This is a genomic window from Halosimplex halobium, assembly GCF_051414055.1.
Classification (GTDB): domain Archaea; phylum Halobacteriota; class Halobacteria; order Halobacteriales; family Haloarculaceae; genus Halosimplex; species Halosimplex halobium.
Window position 1 is genome coordinate 36,518 of the sequence record NZ_JBLKNX010000021.1, and the last position, 13,518, is coordinate 50,035.

At 71.7% G+C, this 13,518-nt stretch carries 18 protein-coding genes and 2 tRNA genes; 1 reads left to right on the plus strand and 19 read right to left on the minus strand.

What is annotated here, in order from left to right; translation table 11 throughout:
* Positions 1 to 264 precede the first annotated feature (264 nt).
* The 19 genes from ACMGFG_RS20045 to ACMGFG_RS20135 form a co-directional block, all read right to left on the minus strand.
* Positions 265 to 2,073: a hypothetical protein gene (locus tag ACMGFG_RS20045; RefSeq protein WP_436932084.1), complete on the minus strand. Its 1,809-nt coding sequence runs from the start codon at positions 2,071 to 2,073 to the stop codon at positions 265 to 267.
* A gap of 80 nt (positions 2,074 to 2,153) precedes the next feature.
* Positions 2,154 to 2,900, minus strand: a complete 747-nt coding sequence (locus ACMGFG_RS20050) for an isopentenyl phosphate kinase (protein WP_436932085.1) — start codon at positions 2,898 to 2,900, stop codon at positions 2,154 to 2,156.
* Positions 2,897 to 3,880 carry a mevalonate kinase gene (gene mvk / locus ACMGFG_RS20055; RefSeq protein ID WP_436932086.1) on the minus strand — a complete coding sequence of 328 codons (984 nt, stop codon included), beginning with the start codon at positions 3,878 to 3,880 and terminating at the stop codon, positions 2,897 to 2,899. Before mvk ends, ACMGFG_RS20050 begins: the two co-directional genes overlap by 4 nt.
* Positions 3,881 to 3,961: 81 nt before the next feature.
* Positions 3,962 to 4,339, minus strand: a complete 378-nt coding sequence (locus tag ACMGFG_RS20060) for a DUF5518 domain-containing protein (protein ID WP_436932087.1) — start codon at positions 4,337 to 4,339, stop codon at positions 3,962 to 3,964.
* A gap of 93 nt (positions 4,340 to 4,432) precedes the next feature.
* A complete protein-coding gene (locus tag ACMGFG_RS20065; protein ID WP_436932088.1) occupies positions 4,433 to 6,043 on the minus strand; it encodes a molybdopterin-dependent oxidoreductase in 1,611 nt (536 codons plus the stop codon).
* A gap of 91 nt (positions 6,044 to 6,134) precedes the next feature.
* Positions 6,135 to 6,788 (minus strand): hypothetical protein, encoded by a 654-nt coding sequence (locus ACMGFG_RS20070; protein ID WP_436932089.1) that lies wholly within the window; start codon positions 6,786 to 6,788, stop codon positions 6,135 to 6,137.
* Between the two features lie 95 nt (positions 6,789 to 6,883).
* On the minus strand, positions 6,884 to 7,669 hold the full coding sequence (gene rpsB, locus ACMGFG_RS20075; protein ID WP_436932090.1) for a 30S ribosomal protein S2: 786 nt from the start codon (positions 7,667 to 7,669) through the stop codon (positions 6,884 to 6,886).
* Positions 7,666 to 8,871 carry a phosphopyruvate hydratase gene (gene eno / locus ACMGFG_RS20080; RefSeq protein ID WP_436932091.1) on the minus strand — a complete coding sequence of 402 codons (1,206 nt, stop codon included), beginning with the start codon at positions 8,869 to 8,871 and terminating at the stop codon, positions 7,666 to 7,668. The genes rpsB and eno overlap by 4 nt, the downstream gene beginning before the upstream one ends.
* Positions 8,868 to 9,044, minus strand: coding sequence for a DNA-directed RNA polymerase subunit K (locus ACMGFG_RS20085; protein ID WP_436932092.1), 177 nt, complete (start codon positions 9,042 to 9,044; stop codon positions 8,868 to 8,870). The genes eno and ACMGFG_RS20085 overlap by 4 nt, the downstream gene beginning before the upstream one ends.
* Positions 9,041 to 9,241 carry a DNA-directed RNA polymerase subunit N gene (locus ACMGFG_RS20090; protein ID WP_135362633.1) on the minus strand — a complete coding sequence of 67 codons (201 nt, stop codon included), beginning with the start codon at positions 9,239 to 9,241 and terminating at the stop codon, positions 9,041 to 9,043. The genes ACMGFG_RS20085 and ACMGFG_RS20090 overlap by 4 nt, the downstream gene beginning before the upstream one ends.
* Before the next feature lie 7 nt (positions 9,242 to 9,248).
* Entirely contained in the window at positions 9,249 to 9,647 is a 399-nt protein-coding gene (locus ACMGFG_RS20095) for a 30S ribosomal protein S9 (RefSeq protein ID WP_198061090.1), read from the minus strand.
* A complete protein-coding gene (locus tag ACMGFG_RS20100) occupies positions 9,641 to 10,078 on the minus strand; it encodes a 50S ribosomal protein L13 (protein WP_436932093.1) in 438 nt (145 codons plus the stop codon). The genes ACMGFG_RS20095 and ACMGFG_RS20100 overlap by 7 nt, the downstream gene beginning before the upstream one ends.
* Positions 10,075 to 10,425 carry a 50S ribosomal protein L18e gene (locus tag ACMGFG_RS20105; protein ID WP_135362636.1) on the minus strand — a complete coding sequence of 117 codons (351 nt, stop codon included), beginning with the start codon at positions 10,423 to 10,425 and terminating at the stop codon, positions 10,075 to 10,077. The genes ACMGFG_RS20100 and ACMGFG_RS20105 overlap by 4 nt, the downstream gene beginning before the upstream one ends.
* 15 nt (positions 10,426 to 10,440) lie before the next feature.
* Positions 10,441 to 10,525 (minus strand) — tRNA-Leu (locus ACMGFG_RS20110).
* A 177-nt stretch (positions 10,526 to 10,702) separates the two neighbouring features.
* A complete protein-coding gene (locus ACMGFG_RS20115) occupies positions 10,703 to 11,470 on the minus strand; it encodes a DNA-directed RNA polymerase subunit D (RefSeq protein WP_436932094.1) in 768 nt (255 codons plus the stop codon).
* 2 nt (positions 11,471 to 11,472) lie between these two features.
* Complete coding sequence (locus tag ACMGFG_RS20120) at positions 11,473 to 11,862, minus strand: 30S ribosomal protein S11 (protein ID WP_436932095.1); 390 nt, start codon at positions 11,860 to 11,862, stop codon at positions 11,473 to 11,475.
* Position 11,863: 1 nt separating this feature from the next.
* Positions 11,864 to 12,382: a 30S ribosomal protein S4 gene (locus ACMGFG_RS20125; RefSeq protein ID WP_135362639.1), complete on the minus strand. Its 519-nt coding sequence runs from the start codon at positions 12,380 to 12,382 to the stop codon at positions 11,864 to 11,866.
* The gene (locus ACMGFG_RS20130; RefSeq protein WP_436932096.1) at positions 12,382 to 12,906 is read right to left on the minus strand and encodes a 30S ribosomal protein S13; all 525 of its coding nucleotides are present in this window, start codon (positions 12,904 to 12,906) and stop codon (positions 12,382 to 12,384) included. Before ACMGFG_RS20130 ends, ACMGFG_RS20125 begins: the two co-directional genes overlap by 1 nt.
* A 22-nt stretch (positions 12,907 to 12,928) precedes the next feature.
* A tRNA-Ser gene (locus ACMGFG_RS20135) sits at positions 12,929 to 13,013 on the minus strand.
* Positions 13,014 to 13,219: 206 nt separating this feature from the next.
* Between ACMGFG_RS20135 and ACMGFG_RS20140 the strand changes: the two genes are divergently transcribed.
* Positions 13,220 to 13,507, plus strand: a complete 288-nt coding sequence (locus tag ACMGFG_RS20140; protein WP_436932097.1) for a hypothetical protein — start codon at positions 13,220 to 13,222, stop codon at positions 13,505 to 13,507.
* Positions 13,508 to 13,518: the final 11 nt, after the last annotated feature.

Consider the following 13,518-nt stretch of genomic DNA (forward strand, 5'->3'; position numbering starts at 1 on the left):
AAGGCTCGCCCGCGACGGCGGTGCGACCGGCGAACAGTGGACGCTGGCGTGACTGGCTCGCTCCGGACCGTCCCGGTCGGCCGACCCGCGAGCCGTCGGGCGGTCCCGACGGCCCCCGCGTCACCGGCACGGTCGGAGCCCAGTCCGCATCGGCGCCCGATGCGTCAGCCGGCCGCCCACTCCGCACCCGGGCGGCCGTATGCTCGGTTACCTCAACCTATACGGCGAGGTTTTAAAAAGCGTGCGACTCGTCTCCGAAACCTGTCACTCCCCGCCGACGTGGCCCGGCCCCGTCGTCCAGCCGCCGCTCCCGTCGTCCCCGTCGTCCCCGCTCTGTTCGTCCCCGTCCCCGTCTGCGTCATCGCTCCCGTCCCCGGTCCCGTCACCGCCGACACGGCCGGCGGATCCGCCGACCCCGTCCGCTCCCGAGCCGTCGTCGGACCCCGGGGCCAGGGGGTCGCCGGACTCGTCACTGTCCCCGGGCGCCAGCGGGTCGTCCGACGGTCCGTTCCCCCCGGGGGCCAGGGGGTCGTCGCCCTCGTCCGCGAACGGGTCGTCGTCCCCGTCCGAGAACGGGTCGTCGTCCCCGTCCGAGAACGGGTCGTCGTCCCCGCCCGGTGCGATGGGGTCCTCGCTCTCGTCAGGTGCGATGGGGTCCTCGCTCTCGTCAGGTGCGATGGGGTCCTCGCTCTCGTCAGGTGCGATGGGGTCCTCGCTCTCGTCAGGTGCGATGGGGTCGTCGCTCTCGCCCGCAGCGGGCGCGTCGTCCGACCCGTTCCCGTCAGCGGGCGGGAACGGCTCCGGCTCGTCGGCCGGGTCGTCCGGGAGCGCGGCCGGCGTCTCGTCCCCGTCGCCGCCGAAGCCACCCGACTCGGCTTCGCCACCGGAGTCGGCGGTGTCGCCCGGTTCGTCACCGGCGCCGCCCGCGAGCGGGTCGCCGCCCTCGTCTCCGAGCGGGTCGTCGCTCTCGTCCGCCAGCGGGTCACCGCCGTCGTCCGGTGCCAGCGGGTCCGCGTCCCCGGTGTCGGTGGGCGTCTCGTCGCCGGCGTCTCCGTCCGGGCCCTCCGCCCCGGTGTCCGGGCCCGACCGTTCCGCCGAACCGCTGTCCGCCGCGGACTCCCGGGCCGGGTCACCGGGCTGGCCGAAGCCGAGTTCCTCGGCGATCTCGCTCTCGCTGGCCACGTCTTCCGGGGACCGCTCCCCGCCTTCGGTGCCCTCGGCAGCGTCGTCCGTCGCATCGCTCGGGTCGGCGCCCTCCGTGGCGTCGGCGGAGTCGGTATCCGCCGGCTGGTCGGCGTCCGCCGGCTGGTCGTCCGTCGTCGCACCGTCGGTCTGCGATTCCTGCTCGCTCACGCCGCCGGGCGACACCCACTCGTCGGCCGTCGTTTCCCCGGGCCCGTCGTCCGTGGTAGTCTCCCCGGGGTCGTCCCTCGCTGCAGCCCCGTCGCTCTCCCCCGCCGCCGCTCCGTCGGCTCCCTCGTCCGCAGCGCCCGCCGGCTCGGCCGCGTCCTCGGACTCTTCGGCCTCGGTCGGTTCGGCGGAGTCGCCGCCGTCGTCCTCGTCGGCCGCTGCGGGCCCGGTCCGCGGCGCGGCGGGCTCCCGCTCCCGGGGTTCCGGGTCCGGCCGCTCGTCGGCGCCTGCTTCGCCGCCTGCCAGCGGGTCCCCGGACCCACTGGCCGAACTCGCGGCGGCCGCGCCGCCCCCGGCTGTCGGCTCCGACTCCGCTGTCGCGTCCGCCTCCTCGGCCGCATCCGACGCTTCGGTCGTCTCGCCCCCGGTGTCGTCGACCGACCCCACGGCGGCGGCGACGCCCGCCCGCGTGCCGTCCGCGACGAGTTTGTAGGCGAGGCCGGTCTGGCCGGCGCCGTAGCCCAGCACGCCGAGGACGACCGCGAAGCCGCCGGCGGCCGCCCGGGCGCCGTCCGCGGACACGTCGAACGCCGCGACGTTCCCGTCGGTGAGCAGCCAGAGGCCGCCGCCGACCAGGGCGGCGCAGACGGCTACCAGCACGAGCCAGTACGAGAAGAGATAGAAGCCGTATCCGAACGCCGCGCGGCGGGGGACCGATGTCATATCGCGACCATTGCATAGCCCGGCCTAATAGGTTACGCCGTTCGTATCGACCGCGAGACTCGCGCGGTCGCGTCCCCGTCTCACTGCCGGCCGGCGACGACGGTCCCGGGCGACCCGCCGGCGACGAACGCTTCGAGGCCGTCCGGGCCGAAGACGTGCGCCGGCGCGCCGAGCGCGAGCAGCTTCTCCACCTTCGCGGCCATCCCGCCGGTCACGTCCGTCGCGTCGCTCCCCCCGAGCGCGTCGGCGGCGTCGGCGAACCGCTCGATCCGCTCGATCACCGCGCCCTCGGCGTCGAGGACGCCCGGGACCGTCGAGCAGAGCCCGACCCGGTCCACGTCGAGCCCCTCGTCCGCGGCCAGCGCGACGACCAGGTCGTCGCCGCTCGTGACCGTGACACCGGCCCCCGACTGGACGACCCCGTCGCCGTGGAGCACCGGGACGAACCCCTCCGCCAGCATCGTCGCGACGCTCCCGGTCGGCACCGAGAGGTCGCCGTCGGCGTCGCGGCTGGCGAGCGACAGGGGTCGCACCGGCAGCGCCTCGACGCCGGCCCCGTGGAGTGCGTCGAGGACCGCGGCGTTGAGCCGCCCCATCGCGTCGTGGATCGCGCGGGCGTCAGCCGCCGAGCGGGTCCCCGAGTCGGCGCCGACTCCGCGCTCGGCCGCGGCGTGGTGGCCGAAGCTCCCGCCGCCGTGGACGAGGACGAGATCGCCGTCGAAGTCGGCCACCGCCTCGGCTGCCCGGGCGAGCGCGTCGTCGTCGACGGTTTCGGGGGAGTCCTTCTCGGTGACGACGCTCCCACCGAGTTTCAGCACGGTGGTCATTCGATCCGGACTCCCTCGGTGTCCAGCGCCGCCCGGAAGACCTCCTCGCAGCCGGGGAGGTAGCGCAGCGCCGTCTCGGTCTCCTCGGTCTCGTCGAGCGCGACGACGCAGCCGCCGCCGCCGGCACCCGTCAGCTTCGCCCCGAGCGCGCCCGCGTCGCGGGCCGCCCACACCATCGCGTCCAGCGACCGCGAGGAGACCCCCAGCGCCGACAGCAGGCCGTGGTTGAAGTCCATCAGGTCGCCGAGTTCCTCGAGGTCGCCGTCCAGCAGCACTTCCTCCCCGCGGCGGGCGAGGTCCCCCACCACGTCCACGGTGTCGGCGGCGAAGTCGTAGGTGTCCTTCAGGTCGCGGACGCCCGCGACGAGCGCGCCCGTGTCGCCCGCGCCGCCGTCGAACCCGACGACCAGCGGGAGTTCCGGCGCGTCGAGCGATTCGCGGTCCTCCCCCTCGACGCGGACAGCGCCACCCGTCGCCGAGCAGAACGTGTCCGTGCGCGAGGCGTTGCCCTCCTGGACCTCGTACTCGACGCGGTAGGCCCGCTCCGCGACCTCGCCCGGCGTGAGTTCGACGCCCAGCTCGCGGGTCGCCGCGTAGATGGCCGCGACGGTGACCGCGGCCGACGAACTCAGTCCGGCACCCAGGGGGATCTCGCTCTCGATGGTGACGTCGAACCCGGCCTCGGGCGCGTCCGCGGCGTCGCGCGCCTGTTCGACCGCGGCGTCGACGTATCCGGTCGCCGCCTCGATGAGCGACTCCGAGACGTCCACGTCGGGGTCCTCCTCGGCCGCGCGGCCGTACTCAACGGTGAACCCGTCCAGCGTCAGGTCCTCCGAGTCGACGCGCAGATGGTCGTCGTCGCGTGCCTCCACGGTCACTGTCGCCCGGCGGTCGATCGCGGCGGCCACCGCCGGCTCGCCGTAGACGACCGCGTGTTCCCCGAAGAGGTAGAGCTTCCCGGGGGCGCTCGCGGTAACCATGTCCGCTCATCGCACCTGCGGGGAAGTAATGGTTTCCGAAGGCCGGGGGACGGCGCCCGCCCGCCGATCCGCCCTGCCCGGTCAGAGGTCGATGTCGGTGTCGTACTTGACGTAGTTGCCGATCCAGCCGCCCAGGGCGCTCAGCCCGACGGTGTAGACGAGGATGAAGACGAAGATGATGACGACCACGAAGCCGCCGACGGCGAACGGCAGCGCCTCGCCGCTCCCGAGCGAGACGAACCCGAGGAAGCTGAAGATGAGGACGGCGACCCCGAGGACCGGGATCGACGCGATGGCGCCGGAGATCGCGCCGACCTTCAGCCCGTCCGAGCGGGTCCCGCCCTGGAAGTAGCCCGCGAGCGCCCCGCCGAGTACCGGCGCGAACGGGATGAAACTGCTCGCGACCGCCGAGACCACCGCTCCCACCAGCGCGTTGACGAACGTGTTGCCTTCCTCCATGCGCCCCCGTTCTCCCACCTGTGACTTAAAAGTGTCACTCGGTCAAACCGCGGGGCACTCGACCGACTCGCGCCCGCGCGGCCCCGCGACCGCCTACAGCGAGACGGTCACGCCGTGCCAGCCCGTCGATCCGCCGGGGTGGGCACCGGTCTCCTCGCGCGTCTGTCGCTCGCCCGTCCCGTCGGTCGCGCGGACGACCACGTCCTTCGGGCCCGAGTCCGGCAGGTCGGCGACGTGGCGGAACCGGCGCCAGGCGTGGGGCGAGGGCGGCTCCTCCAGATCCGCGTCGGCCCACGTGTCGCCGCCGTCGAGGCTCACCTCGACGCGGTCGATCCCCCGTCGGCCCGCGTAGGCCACACCGCCCACCGCGACGCGGTCGCCGCGGCGCTGGACGCCCCGGACGTACGACAGGGTGTTGACGACGGCCTCCTCGACCCACCCGCGGGCCTCCCAGTAGGCCTCGTGGTCGCCGGCGCTGACCTCGATGGTCTCGACCCACTTCGTCGACTTCATGCCGTAGCGGCCGGGGATCAGGAGCCGCGCCGGGAAGCCGTGCTCCTTCGGCAGTGTCTCCCCGTCTATCCCCACCGCGAGCACGATGTCCTCGCGGTCGCGCACCGCGTCCCACGGGATCGCCTCGGTGTAGCCGTCCGCCGCCCGGGTCACCACGTCCTCGGCGGCGTCGGGGACGCCCGCCTCCGCCAGCAGCGCCCGGACCGGCACCGCGCGCCACTCGGCGGTGCTGATCAGGTCGCCGCCGACGGAGTTGGAGATACACGCCATCGTGACCGTCATGTCGCGGGCCTCGGGGTGGGTGACCACGTCCGAGAACGACAGCTCGTAGGACTCCTGGACCGCGCCGCGGACCGACAGCGACCACCGGCCGGCGTCGACGCTCGGGTTGGAGACGTTCTTGTCGACGACGTAGTGGTCGGCGGCGGTCCCGACCGCCGGGGGCATCCCCGCGAAGTCGTAACCGAAGTCCGGATCCGCGCCGGTCTCGGCGACCGAGACGACGACGTTCTCGGTGGTGCTGCGGGATTCGAGGCGCTCGCCGTTCCCGGCGGGCGTCGCCGTCCGCCCGGTGTCGGGGGTCGTCGTCCCCCCATCGCGCTTCTCGGCGACCGCGTCCAGCGACTCGCCGGGCTGGGGTCCGTCGCCGGCGGTCGCCGGCCGGCCGAGACTCCGGGCGACCAGCCCGCCGCCCGCTGCCAGCCCGACCGCGCCGCCGACGTTCCGGAGCGTCCGCCGCCGTCCCACGCTCGGGCGGTGCGGGTCGCCGAGGGCCCGGAGGAGGCCCGGCGGGACCAGCGCCAGCGCCGTCGCGGCAGTCCACCGCCAGAGGACGCCGTCGCCCGCCGCCCGGAAGCCGGCGGCCGTCAGGGCGACCACGAGTATCGAGACGCCGGTGACGAGGTAGCGGTCCTGCCTGCGGGTCGTGCCGTACCCCTCGGCGAAGGCGGCGATCCCGGCGGCGCCGGCCACCGCCGCGATCGCGAGCCCGGCCATCAGCGCCGGCTGTGCGGCCGCGCCGAGCGTCTCGATCGCCAGCGTCGCCACCGCCCCGGGCGAGGCCTCGATGACGACCTGCGCGGCGACCGCCAGCGGGTGGCCGCCCACCAGCGGCGCCGCCGCGAGGATCCCGACCAGCCACACGGCCGCCGTCGCGGCCCAGCCGACGGCGGCGCGCTCCTGTCCGTCCATGCCCCGCCCTCAGGACTGACGGCGGTAATACTTTGTGCGCCGCGGAACCGCTCGCGCTCTGCGGCCGCCGGAGCGGTCGGCCCCTCGCCCGCTACGCCGGCGCGAACTGCTCCTTGTAGGTCGCCGAGAGGTAGATCAGGACCGGCGTCCCGACGACGGTCGGCCCCAGCCACCGCACGACGCTCGGGAGGAACCCGAAGTTGACGGTCGCGAACGCGGTCACCGTTGCGATGTAGGCGGCGCCCATCCGGGTGACGTGCTCGGGCACCCAGGCGCCGCGGTCGCGCTCGCGGCGGAACTTCAGGGCGTCCGTCCCCGCGAAGACCGCGCCGATCCCGCCGAACACCAGCGCGACCGGCGCGAACGAGTCGCCGTTGAGCGCCAGCAGGCCGCCCATCCCGACCAGCCCGACGCTCGCCGCTCCCACCAGCCCGACCGCGAGCCAGTCGACCGCCGCCGCCGCCCGGTCGGCCGGTCGCTTGCGCCCCAGCACCCGATACCCCGAGAAGGCGAAGTAGAAGCTGAACACCGCCACGAGCGCGAGGAACTGCCGGAGCGCGGTCGCCTCGAAGGCGAACAGCGCCAGCGCCGACGCCGAGACGAACGCCATCGCGTAGACGTACGTCCGCCCCAGTCGGCGGTGCCGGCGGCCGCCCTTCTCCGTGAGGAACGCGCCCAGCCCCGAAAACAGCGCGACGAACCCCGCCGCGATGTGCGCCCACAGCGTCAGCTCCTCCGGGCTCATACCCGTGGGTGAACGCCCGTGGGTTTCAGGATTGTGCCGCGGCCGTTCGGCTACTCGACCTGCGGAAAACGACGCGAAAGGCTCCGAAAAGCGGGTTAAATCTCGGTCTCGAAGTCGTCGAGACCGTAGCTGGGCTCGGCGCCGCGACGGTCGAGCGTCTCGTTGGCCAGCAGCCAGTAGACGACCGACAGGGCCTTGCGACCCTTGTTGTTGGTCGGGACGACCAAGTCCACGTTGGAGGTCTGGTTGTTGGAGTCGCACATCGCGATGACCGGGATGCCGACGGTGATGGCCTCCTTGACGGCCTGGGCGTCGCCGATGGGGTCGGTGACGACCACGACGTCGGGCTCGATGTAGCCCTCGTAGTCGGGGTTGGTCAGCGTCCCGGGGATGAAGCGGCCGGTGCGGGCGCGGGCGCCCACGGCGTCGGCGAACTTCTCGGCGGGGAAGCGGCCGTACTGGCGCGACGAGGCCACGAGGATCTGCTCGGGGTCGTAGTTGGCCAGGAAGTCCGCCGCCGTCCGGATGCGCTGGTCCGTCATGCTCACGTCGAGCACGTACAGGCCGTCGGTCCGGACGCGGTGGATGAACCGCTCCATGTCCTTGGTCTTCTGCTGGGTACCGATGTGGACACCCGCGGCCAGGTAGTCCTCGACGGGGATGAGGAGGTCAGCCTCGTCGTCGGGCATGACGTCCTCGTCGAGGGCGGGCCCCTCGTCGGCCTCCTCGGCCGCGTCCTCGTCGGCCGCCTCGTCGGCGACCCGCTCCTCGGCCCCAGTGGCCGGTTCCTCAGTCTCTGTCTCGACGGGCTGGTCCTCGTCGACCTCGGGGTCGACGTCGGACTCGCTGGCGTCGAGACCTTCGTTTTCGTTTCCGCTCATACTGCGTTGTCCTCGATTCGGATGAGTTCGTTCAGCTTGGCAGTGCGCTCGCCCGCGACCGCGCCCGTCTTGATAAAGGGGGCGTCCGTCGCGACTGCGAGGTGTGCGATGGTGGTGTCCTCGGTCTCGCCGCTCCGATGTGAGACCACGTGTCCGTACGAGTTCTCCACCGCCAGTTCGATGGCGTCGAACGCGTCCGACAGCGTCCCGATCTGGTTCGGTTTGATCAGGATGCTGTTGGCCGCGCCCTGCTGGATGCCGTCGCCCAGCCGCTCGGTGTTGGTCACGAACAGGTCGTCGCCACAGACCAGCGTCCGGTCGCCGACCCGGTCGGTCAGGTCGGCGAAGCCCTCGTAGTCGTCCTCGTCGAGGGGGTCCTCGACGTACTTGAGGTCGTACTCGGCGACGAGGTCGGCGATGTACTCGACCTGCTCCTCGGTGGTGCGGAGCCCGTCGGAGTAGACGTAGCCGGCTTTCGCCTCGTCGTACATCTCCGCGGCGGCCACGTCCAGGCCGAAGCGGATCTCGAAGCCGACCTCGTCGGCGACGGCCTTCGTCGCCTCGTCCATGATCTCGAAGGCCTCGCTGTCGTCGATCGAGGGGGCCCACGCGCCCTCGTCGCCCTTGCCCGCGGGCTCGTCGCGCTCGATGAGGATGTCGTGGACCTTCCCGTGGACCGCCGCGTTGGCGAAGATGGCCTCCGAGACGGAGGGCGCCCCGACGGGCGCCGCGAGGAACTCCTGGATGTCCGTCGCGTCGGCAGCGTGTTCGCCGCCGCCGATGACGTTGCCCAGCGGGACCGGGAACGTGTTCCCGCGGAAGGTCCCGCCCAGGTGCTGGTAGAGGGGGGCGCCGGTGACGCTGGCGCCGGCCTTCGCGGCGGCCATCGAGATGGCGACCGCGCTGTTGGCGCCGATGCCCGAGAAGTCGTCGGTGCCGTCGGCGGCGTGGAGTGCGGCGTCGACCTCGCGCTGGTTGCCCGCGTGGACCTCCCCGACGAGTCGGGGGACCGCGTCCTTGCGGGCGGCGGCGATGGCCTCGCTGGCCGGTAGCTCGATGGCCTCGTACTCGCCGGTGGAGGCGCCGCTCGGCGCGGCCGCGCGGCCGAAGCCGCCGTCCTCGGTCAGCACGTCGGCCTCGACGGTGGGGTTGCCCCGCGAGTCGAGCACGCGACGGAGCCGCACGTCGGTGACGAGCGTCATTGCTCACCCCGCCGCACGGTGAAGGGGAGCACACCGGCGTCGTACTCCTCGGCGGCGATCAGGATGGGCTGGGTCTGCTCGGTGTCCACGAGGACGGGCGCCCCGTAGGCCACCTGCAGCGCTCGCGCGCCGATGATGCGGGCCTTCTCGTAGCGGTTGCGCGACTGGCTCATTGGTAGGGTGCGACGATGTCGACCAGGTCCTTGTGCGAGACGAGCATCCGCCGGCAGCAGTGCCGTTCGACGCCCAGCTCGTCGAGGACCTTCTCGGGGTCCTCGGGGTCGTCGGCCTCGCGGGTGCGGGCCTTGAACTCTTCCCAGTGCTCGCCGACGACGTTGCCACAGGTGAAACACCGGACCGGGACCATCATGGCGATATCACCTGTAGGACTTCTGGTAGCGGGCCCGTGCGCCGGGGCCGCCCCACTTCTTGGACTCGCTCTGGCGCACGTCGTTGACCAGCAGCGACCGGTCGAACTCCATGAACGCGTCGCGGAGTTCGGCGTCGTTGGTGTGCTGGACGAGGCCGCGCGCGATGGCGGTGCGGGCCGCGTCGGCCTGCCCCATCACGCCGCCGCCCTGCACGTCCACCTCGACGTCGACGCCCTCGCGGAGGTCGTCGTCGGCCAGGCGGAACGGTTCGAGCATCTTCAGCTGGGCCAGCTCCGGCTCGGTCAACTCGACTGGCTGTGCGTTGATGCGCACGCGGCCCTCGCCCTCGCGGATCGTCGCGCGGGCGACGGCCGTCTTCTTCTTGCCTGATGTGTTCGTTACCATGTTTGCTTGGCTCCCAGCGCCTCGCTCACGTCGCCGAGCGAGACGAACTTGATGTTCGACAGCCGGTCCAGCGAGGTCCCCTCGAGGACGTCGCCGTCCTCGTCGTAGGGGTTGCCCACGTAGACGCGGACGTTCTCGAACGCCTCGCGGCCGCGGTCGGTCTTGTAGGGCACCATCCCGCGGATCGACCGCTTGAGGATGCCGTCCGGCCGCTTGGGGTAGGCTGGCCCCTGGTCGGAGCCGACCTCGCGGCGCGTCTCGAACGTGCCGATCACGTCGTCCTCGCTGCCGGTGACGACCGCCGCCTCGGCGTTGACCACCGCCACGCGCTCGCCGTCGAGCGCGCGCTCGGCGACCTGCGAGGCGACGCGACCGAGGATGCAGTCGCGCGCGTCGACGACCACGTCGGCCTCGAACTCGGCGAGGCTCATCGGATCACCCGCACGTTCGACCCCTCGGGGTTGTCTTCGAGTACCTGTTCTAGCGGTGCCGCCTCGCCGACCTGGTCGATCTTCTGCTCGGCGGTGCCGGAGAAGTCGACCGCGGCCACGGTCACGTCCTTCTGCAGGACGCCACTGCCGAGCACCTTGCCGGGCACCACCACGGTCTCGTCCTCCTGGGCGTATCGCTCGATACGACCCAGGTTGACTTCCGCGTGGGTGCGCCGCGGGCTCTCCAGGCGCTCGGCCACGTCGCCCCAGACGTCGCCGCCCGAGTTCCGGGCGGTCGTCTTGAGGTCGGCGATGAGGCTACTGAGTCTCGGATTGCTCTTGCTCATACGTTTCTAGAAAAGTGCAGGGAGCAGGATTTGAACCTGCGGACCCCTACGGGACAGCGCCCTGAACGCTGCGCCGTTGGCCTGACTTGGCTATCCCTGCTCGCGATTTCTACTTTCGTCGGCCCCTTCAAACCGCTTTCGATCCCGGCGCTCGCCGCGCCGGATCGACGCTCGGTCCGCGCGTTCGCAGCCGGACGAGCGCGGCGCTCGTGGCCGTCGGAACTGCTGCCCGACGACCGGATGCGAGCGCCGTGGGTCTGAAGGGGGCCGTTCATCGTTACAGTTGCACCGACTGTCGCAGTTCGTCCGCGCGGTCCCGCAGCGAGCCGACCGCCCGGACGACGAGTTCCTCGACCGTCAGCGACCCGTCGGTCTCGACGTGGAAGACGAAGGCGTTGGGCACGTCCTCGACCTCCAGTTCCTTGCCGGGGTAGCGCTCGGTCAGGTCGTTGTCGAACTCCTCGGTGGCCACCAGCTCGCCGTCGTCCTCGATGACCCCGCGCAGGATGTGGGGGTCGTCGTCGGCGAACTCGCCCTTGTCGCCGACGACGTTGACGCGCTGGAGGTGCCGGTAGCCGACGGCCACGCCGCCCTGGTGTTTGGCGTGTTCCCGACCGTGGTCGAGCACCGCGTCGGCCTCGACTTCGAGCCGCTGGCCGGCCTTGAGGTCGATGATCGGGATGTTGTCGTCGGCGGGCTGGACCATCTCGTCGCTGGAGACGATGTCGCCCGAGTACGCGGTGACGGTCTCGGTTGTCTCCTCGCGGCTCGGTCCCTCGACGTCCAGCGCCAGCGTCACCTCGTCGCCGACCTCGAACTCCCCCTCGGGCGTGGTCAGCGGGACCAGCCCGAGCCGGAGTCCGATCTGCTCGTCGAACATGACGCTGGAGTTCTCCACGACCCGCAGCTGGTCGATGGAGAAGGTCGGCACGTCCGCGATCATCGCGCGGCGGATCCCGTTGGCAAAGGCGGGGGTGATCCCCCGCACCAGGAACCGCGCTTCCCGGTCGCCGCGTTCGACGAACTCGACCTCGTAGTCCTCCATCGTTAGAATCCTGCGTTCTTGGGACCGCGAGTGCCGTCGTGGGGGATCGGGGTCACGTCCTCGATGCGACCGATCTCCAGGCCGGCTCGCGCCAGCGCGCGGATGGTCGCCTGCGCGCCCGGTCCGGGGTTGGTCTGCTGGTTGCCACCGGGGCCGCGCACGCGGACGTGGACACCCTCGACGCCCTGGGACTGGACCTCCTCGGCGACGACCTCGGCCATCTGCATGGCGGCGTAGGGCGACGCCTCGTCGCGGTTCTGCTTGACGACGGTCCCGCCCGAGGACTTCGCGAGCGTCTCGGCGCCCGTCTCGTCGGTGATCGTGATGATCGTGTTGTTGAACGATGCGTGCACGTGGGCGATGCCCCACTTGTCGTCCTGCGTTTCGCTCATGTTATTGCTCCTCCGCGCGTTCCGGGTGGAGTTCGTCCGTCAGCGGGCTCCCCGAGTCGAACTCGACGGCGCCCTCCTCGCTCACGTCGACCTTCTTCGAGGGACGCGTGACGCGCTGGCCCTCGACGGTGATGTGGCCGTGGGAGACGAACTGGCGGGCCTGGCTCGTCGTGTTGGCCAGCCCCTTCCGGTAGACGACCGTCTGGAGCCGCCGTTCGAGGATGTCCGTCACGTCCAGCGACAGGATGTCGTCCAGCGAGTCCGTCTCGTCGAGGACGCCGATGCGCTTCAGGCGCGCGAGGAACTCCTCGGTCTCCTTGCCCGCGCCCTCGGCGTCGGTCTGGCCCAGCAGCTTCCGGGCCTCCCGGCGGTAGGCGCGCAGCTCGGACTGGGCGCGCCACAGCTCCTCCTTGTTCTTCAGGCCGTACTGGCCGACGAGGCCGGACTCCTCGCTGATGCGCTCGCCCTGGTAGGGGTGGTTGGGCGTCTCGTAGAACTTGGTGTTGCTACCGAGTGCCATTACTCCTCATCCCCCTCTTCGGCGGCGGCTTCCTCGGCCTGCTCCTCCTTGATGGCCTCGACGTTGACGCCGATGGTGCCCTCGGAGCGGCCGGTGGACTTGGTGCGCTGGCCGCGGACCTTCTGGCCGCGCTTGTGTCGGACCCCCTTGTAGGAGTCGATCATCTTCATGCGGTTGATGTCCTGACGGCGGGTCAGTTCGAGGTCGTTGCCCGTCTCGTGGGTGGTCTCGCCGGCGAAGAAGTCGTTCCGGTGGTTCGCGAGCCACTCGGGCGCCTCCTCGGCGAAGCCCTCCACGAGCGAGACGATCTCGTCGATGTCCTCCTCGTCGAGTTTGCCGAAGACTGCCCGGCGGTCGATGCCGGCCTCCTCGGCGATGATGCGGGCCGCGCGATGGCCGATACCGTTCATGTCGGTGAGCGACCGCTCGACGGACTTCGTGCCGTCGAGGTCGGTCTGGCCGATGCGGACGAAGTATCGGATGTCCTCCTCTTCCTCGTCCGGGTCTTGGTCTTCTGCACTCATGTGTCTGTGATTCGGGTGTGAGCGTCGTGGCGGGGATTCGAACCCCGGAGGCTGTACGCCACAGAGTTAGCAACCCTGCGCCTTGGGCCAGGCTTGGCTACCACGACACGCACTGCGGCGTGCGGTTGTATACTGTCGCCCTCGCACGAACTGCCGCGCGGGACTCGGGGCCCGGCGCCCCTGCACGAGCGTACCTGAATTACCTCCTGGCCCCTATTTAAACATCACGGAGTGGGGCCGACGCGGGAACCCCTGTCACGGGTAGCGGTCGGACCGACGCCATCACTTTGTCTGTCCGCACCCAAGCGCCCGTGTGACCGACAGCCACGCGGCGGCCGTCGACCCGACCGAGCGGGCGGCCGTCCGCGACCACCTCGAACGGTTCGCCGGCGCCGACGCGGTCTCCGAACGCGACGACGGCGCCGTCGTCGCGCAGTTCCGCGGCGTCACGCACGTCACAGTCCGACCGGACGGCCGCGTCGAGACGGGGATGCCCCTCCACGAGTTCGCCGGCCGGCCGGACCGGCTCGTCTTCGACCACGACGCGGGCGAACTCCGCGTCGAGCGCGACGGCGTCTCCTACACCTTCCGGCGGCCGTGATCCGACCGAGC

Excerpts from the sequence above, each read along its gene's own strand:
- ACMGFG_RS20050 (WP_436932085.1), bottom strand. The coding sequence starts at position 2,900 with ATGACCACCGTGCTGAAACTCGGTGGGAGCGTCGTCACCGAGAAGGAC.
- ACMGFG_RS20045 (WP_436932084.1), bottom strand. The coding sequence starts at position 2,073 with ATGACATCGGTCCCCCGCCGCGCGGCGTTCGGATACGGCTTCTATCTC.
- ACMGFG_RS20085 (WP_436932092.1), bottom strand. The coding sequence starts at position 9,044 with ATGAGCCAGTCGCGCAACCGCTACGAGAAGGCCCGCATCATCGGCGCG.
- ACMGFG_RS20120 (WP_436932095.1), bottom strand. The coding sequence starts at position 11,862 with ATGAGCGAAACGCAGGACGACAAGTGGGGCATCGCCCACGTGCACGCA.
- ACMGFG_RS20070 (WP_436932089.1), bottom strand. The coding sequence starts at position 6,788 with ATGAGCCCGGAGGAGCTGACGCTGTGGGCGCACATCGCGGCGGGGTTC.
- ACMGFG_RS20105 (WP_135362636.1), bottom strand. The coding sequence starts at position 10,425 with ATGAGCAAGAGCAATCCGAGACTCAGTAGCCTCATCGCCGACCTCAAG.
- ACMGFG_RS20100 (WP_436932093.1), bottom strand. The coding sequence starts at position 10,078 with ATGAGCCTCGCCGAGTTCGAGGCCGACGTGGTCGTCGACGCGCGCGAC.
- eno (WP_436932091.1), bottom strand. The coding sequence starts at position 8,871 with ATGACGCTCGTCACCGACGTGCGGCTCCGTCGCGTGCTCGACTCGCGG.
- ACMGFG_RS20115 (WP_436932094.1), bottom strand. The coding sequence starts at position 11,470 with ATGGAGGACTACGAGGTCGAGTTCGTCGAACGCGGCGACCGGGAAGCG.
- ACMGFG_RS20130 (WP_436932096.1), bottom strand. The coding sequence starts at position 12,906 with ATGAGTGCAGAAGACCAAGACCCGGACGAGGAAGAGGAGGACATCCGA.
- ACMGFG_RS20090 (WP_135362633.1), bottom strand. The coding sequence starts at position 9,241 with ATGATGGTCCCGGTCCGGTGTTTCACCTGTGGCAACGTCGTCGGCGAG.
- rpsB (WP_436932090.1), bottom strand. The coding sequence starts at position 7,669 with ATGAGCGGAAACGAAAACGAAGGTCTCGACGCCAGCGAGTCCGACGTC.
- ACMGFG_RS20065 (WP_436932088.1), bottom strand. The coding sequence starts at position 6,043 with ATGGACGGACAGGAGCGCGCCGCCGTCGGCTGGGCCGCGACGGCGGCC.
- mvk (WP_436932086.1), bottom strand. The coding sequence starts at position 3,880 with ATGGTTACCGCGAGCGCCCCCGGGAAGCTCTACCTCTTCGGGGAACAC.
- ACMGFG_RS20125 (WP_135362639.1), bottom strand. The coding sequence starts at position 12,382 with ATGGCACTCGGTAGCAACACCAAGTTCTACGAGACGCCCAACCACCCC.
- ACMGFG_RS20060 (WP_436932087.1), bottom strand. The coding sequence starts at position 4,339 with ATGGAGGAAGGCAACACGTTCGTCAACGCGCTGGTGGGAGCGGTGGTC.
- ACMGFG_RS20095 (WP_198061090.1), bottom strand. The coding sequence starts at position 9,647 with ATGGTAACGAACACATCAGGCAAGAAGAAGACGGCCGTCGCCCGCGCG.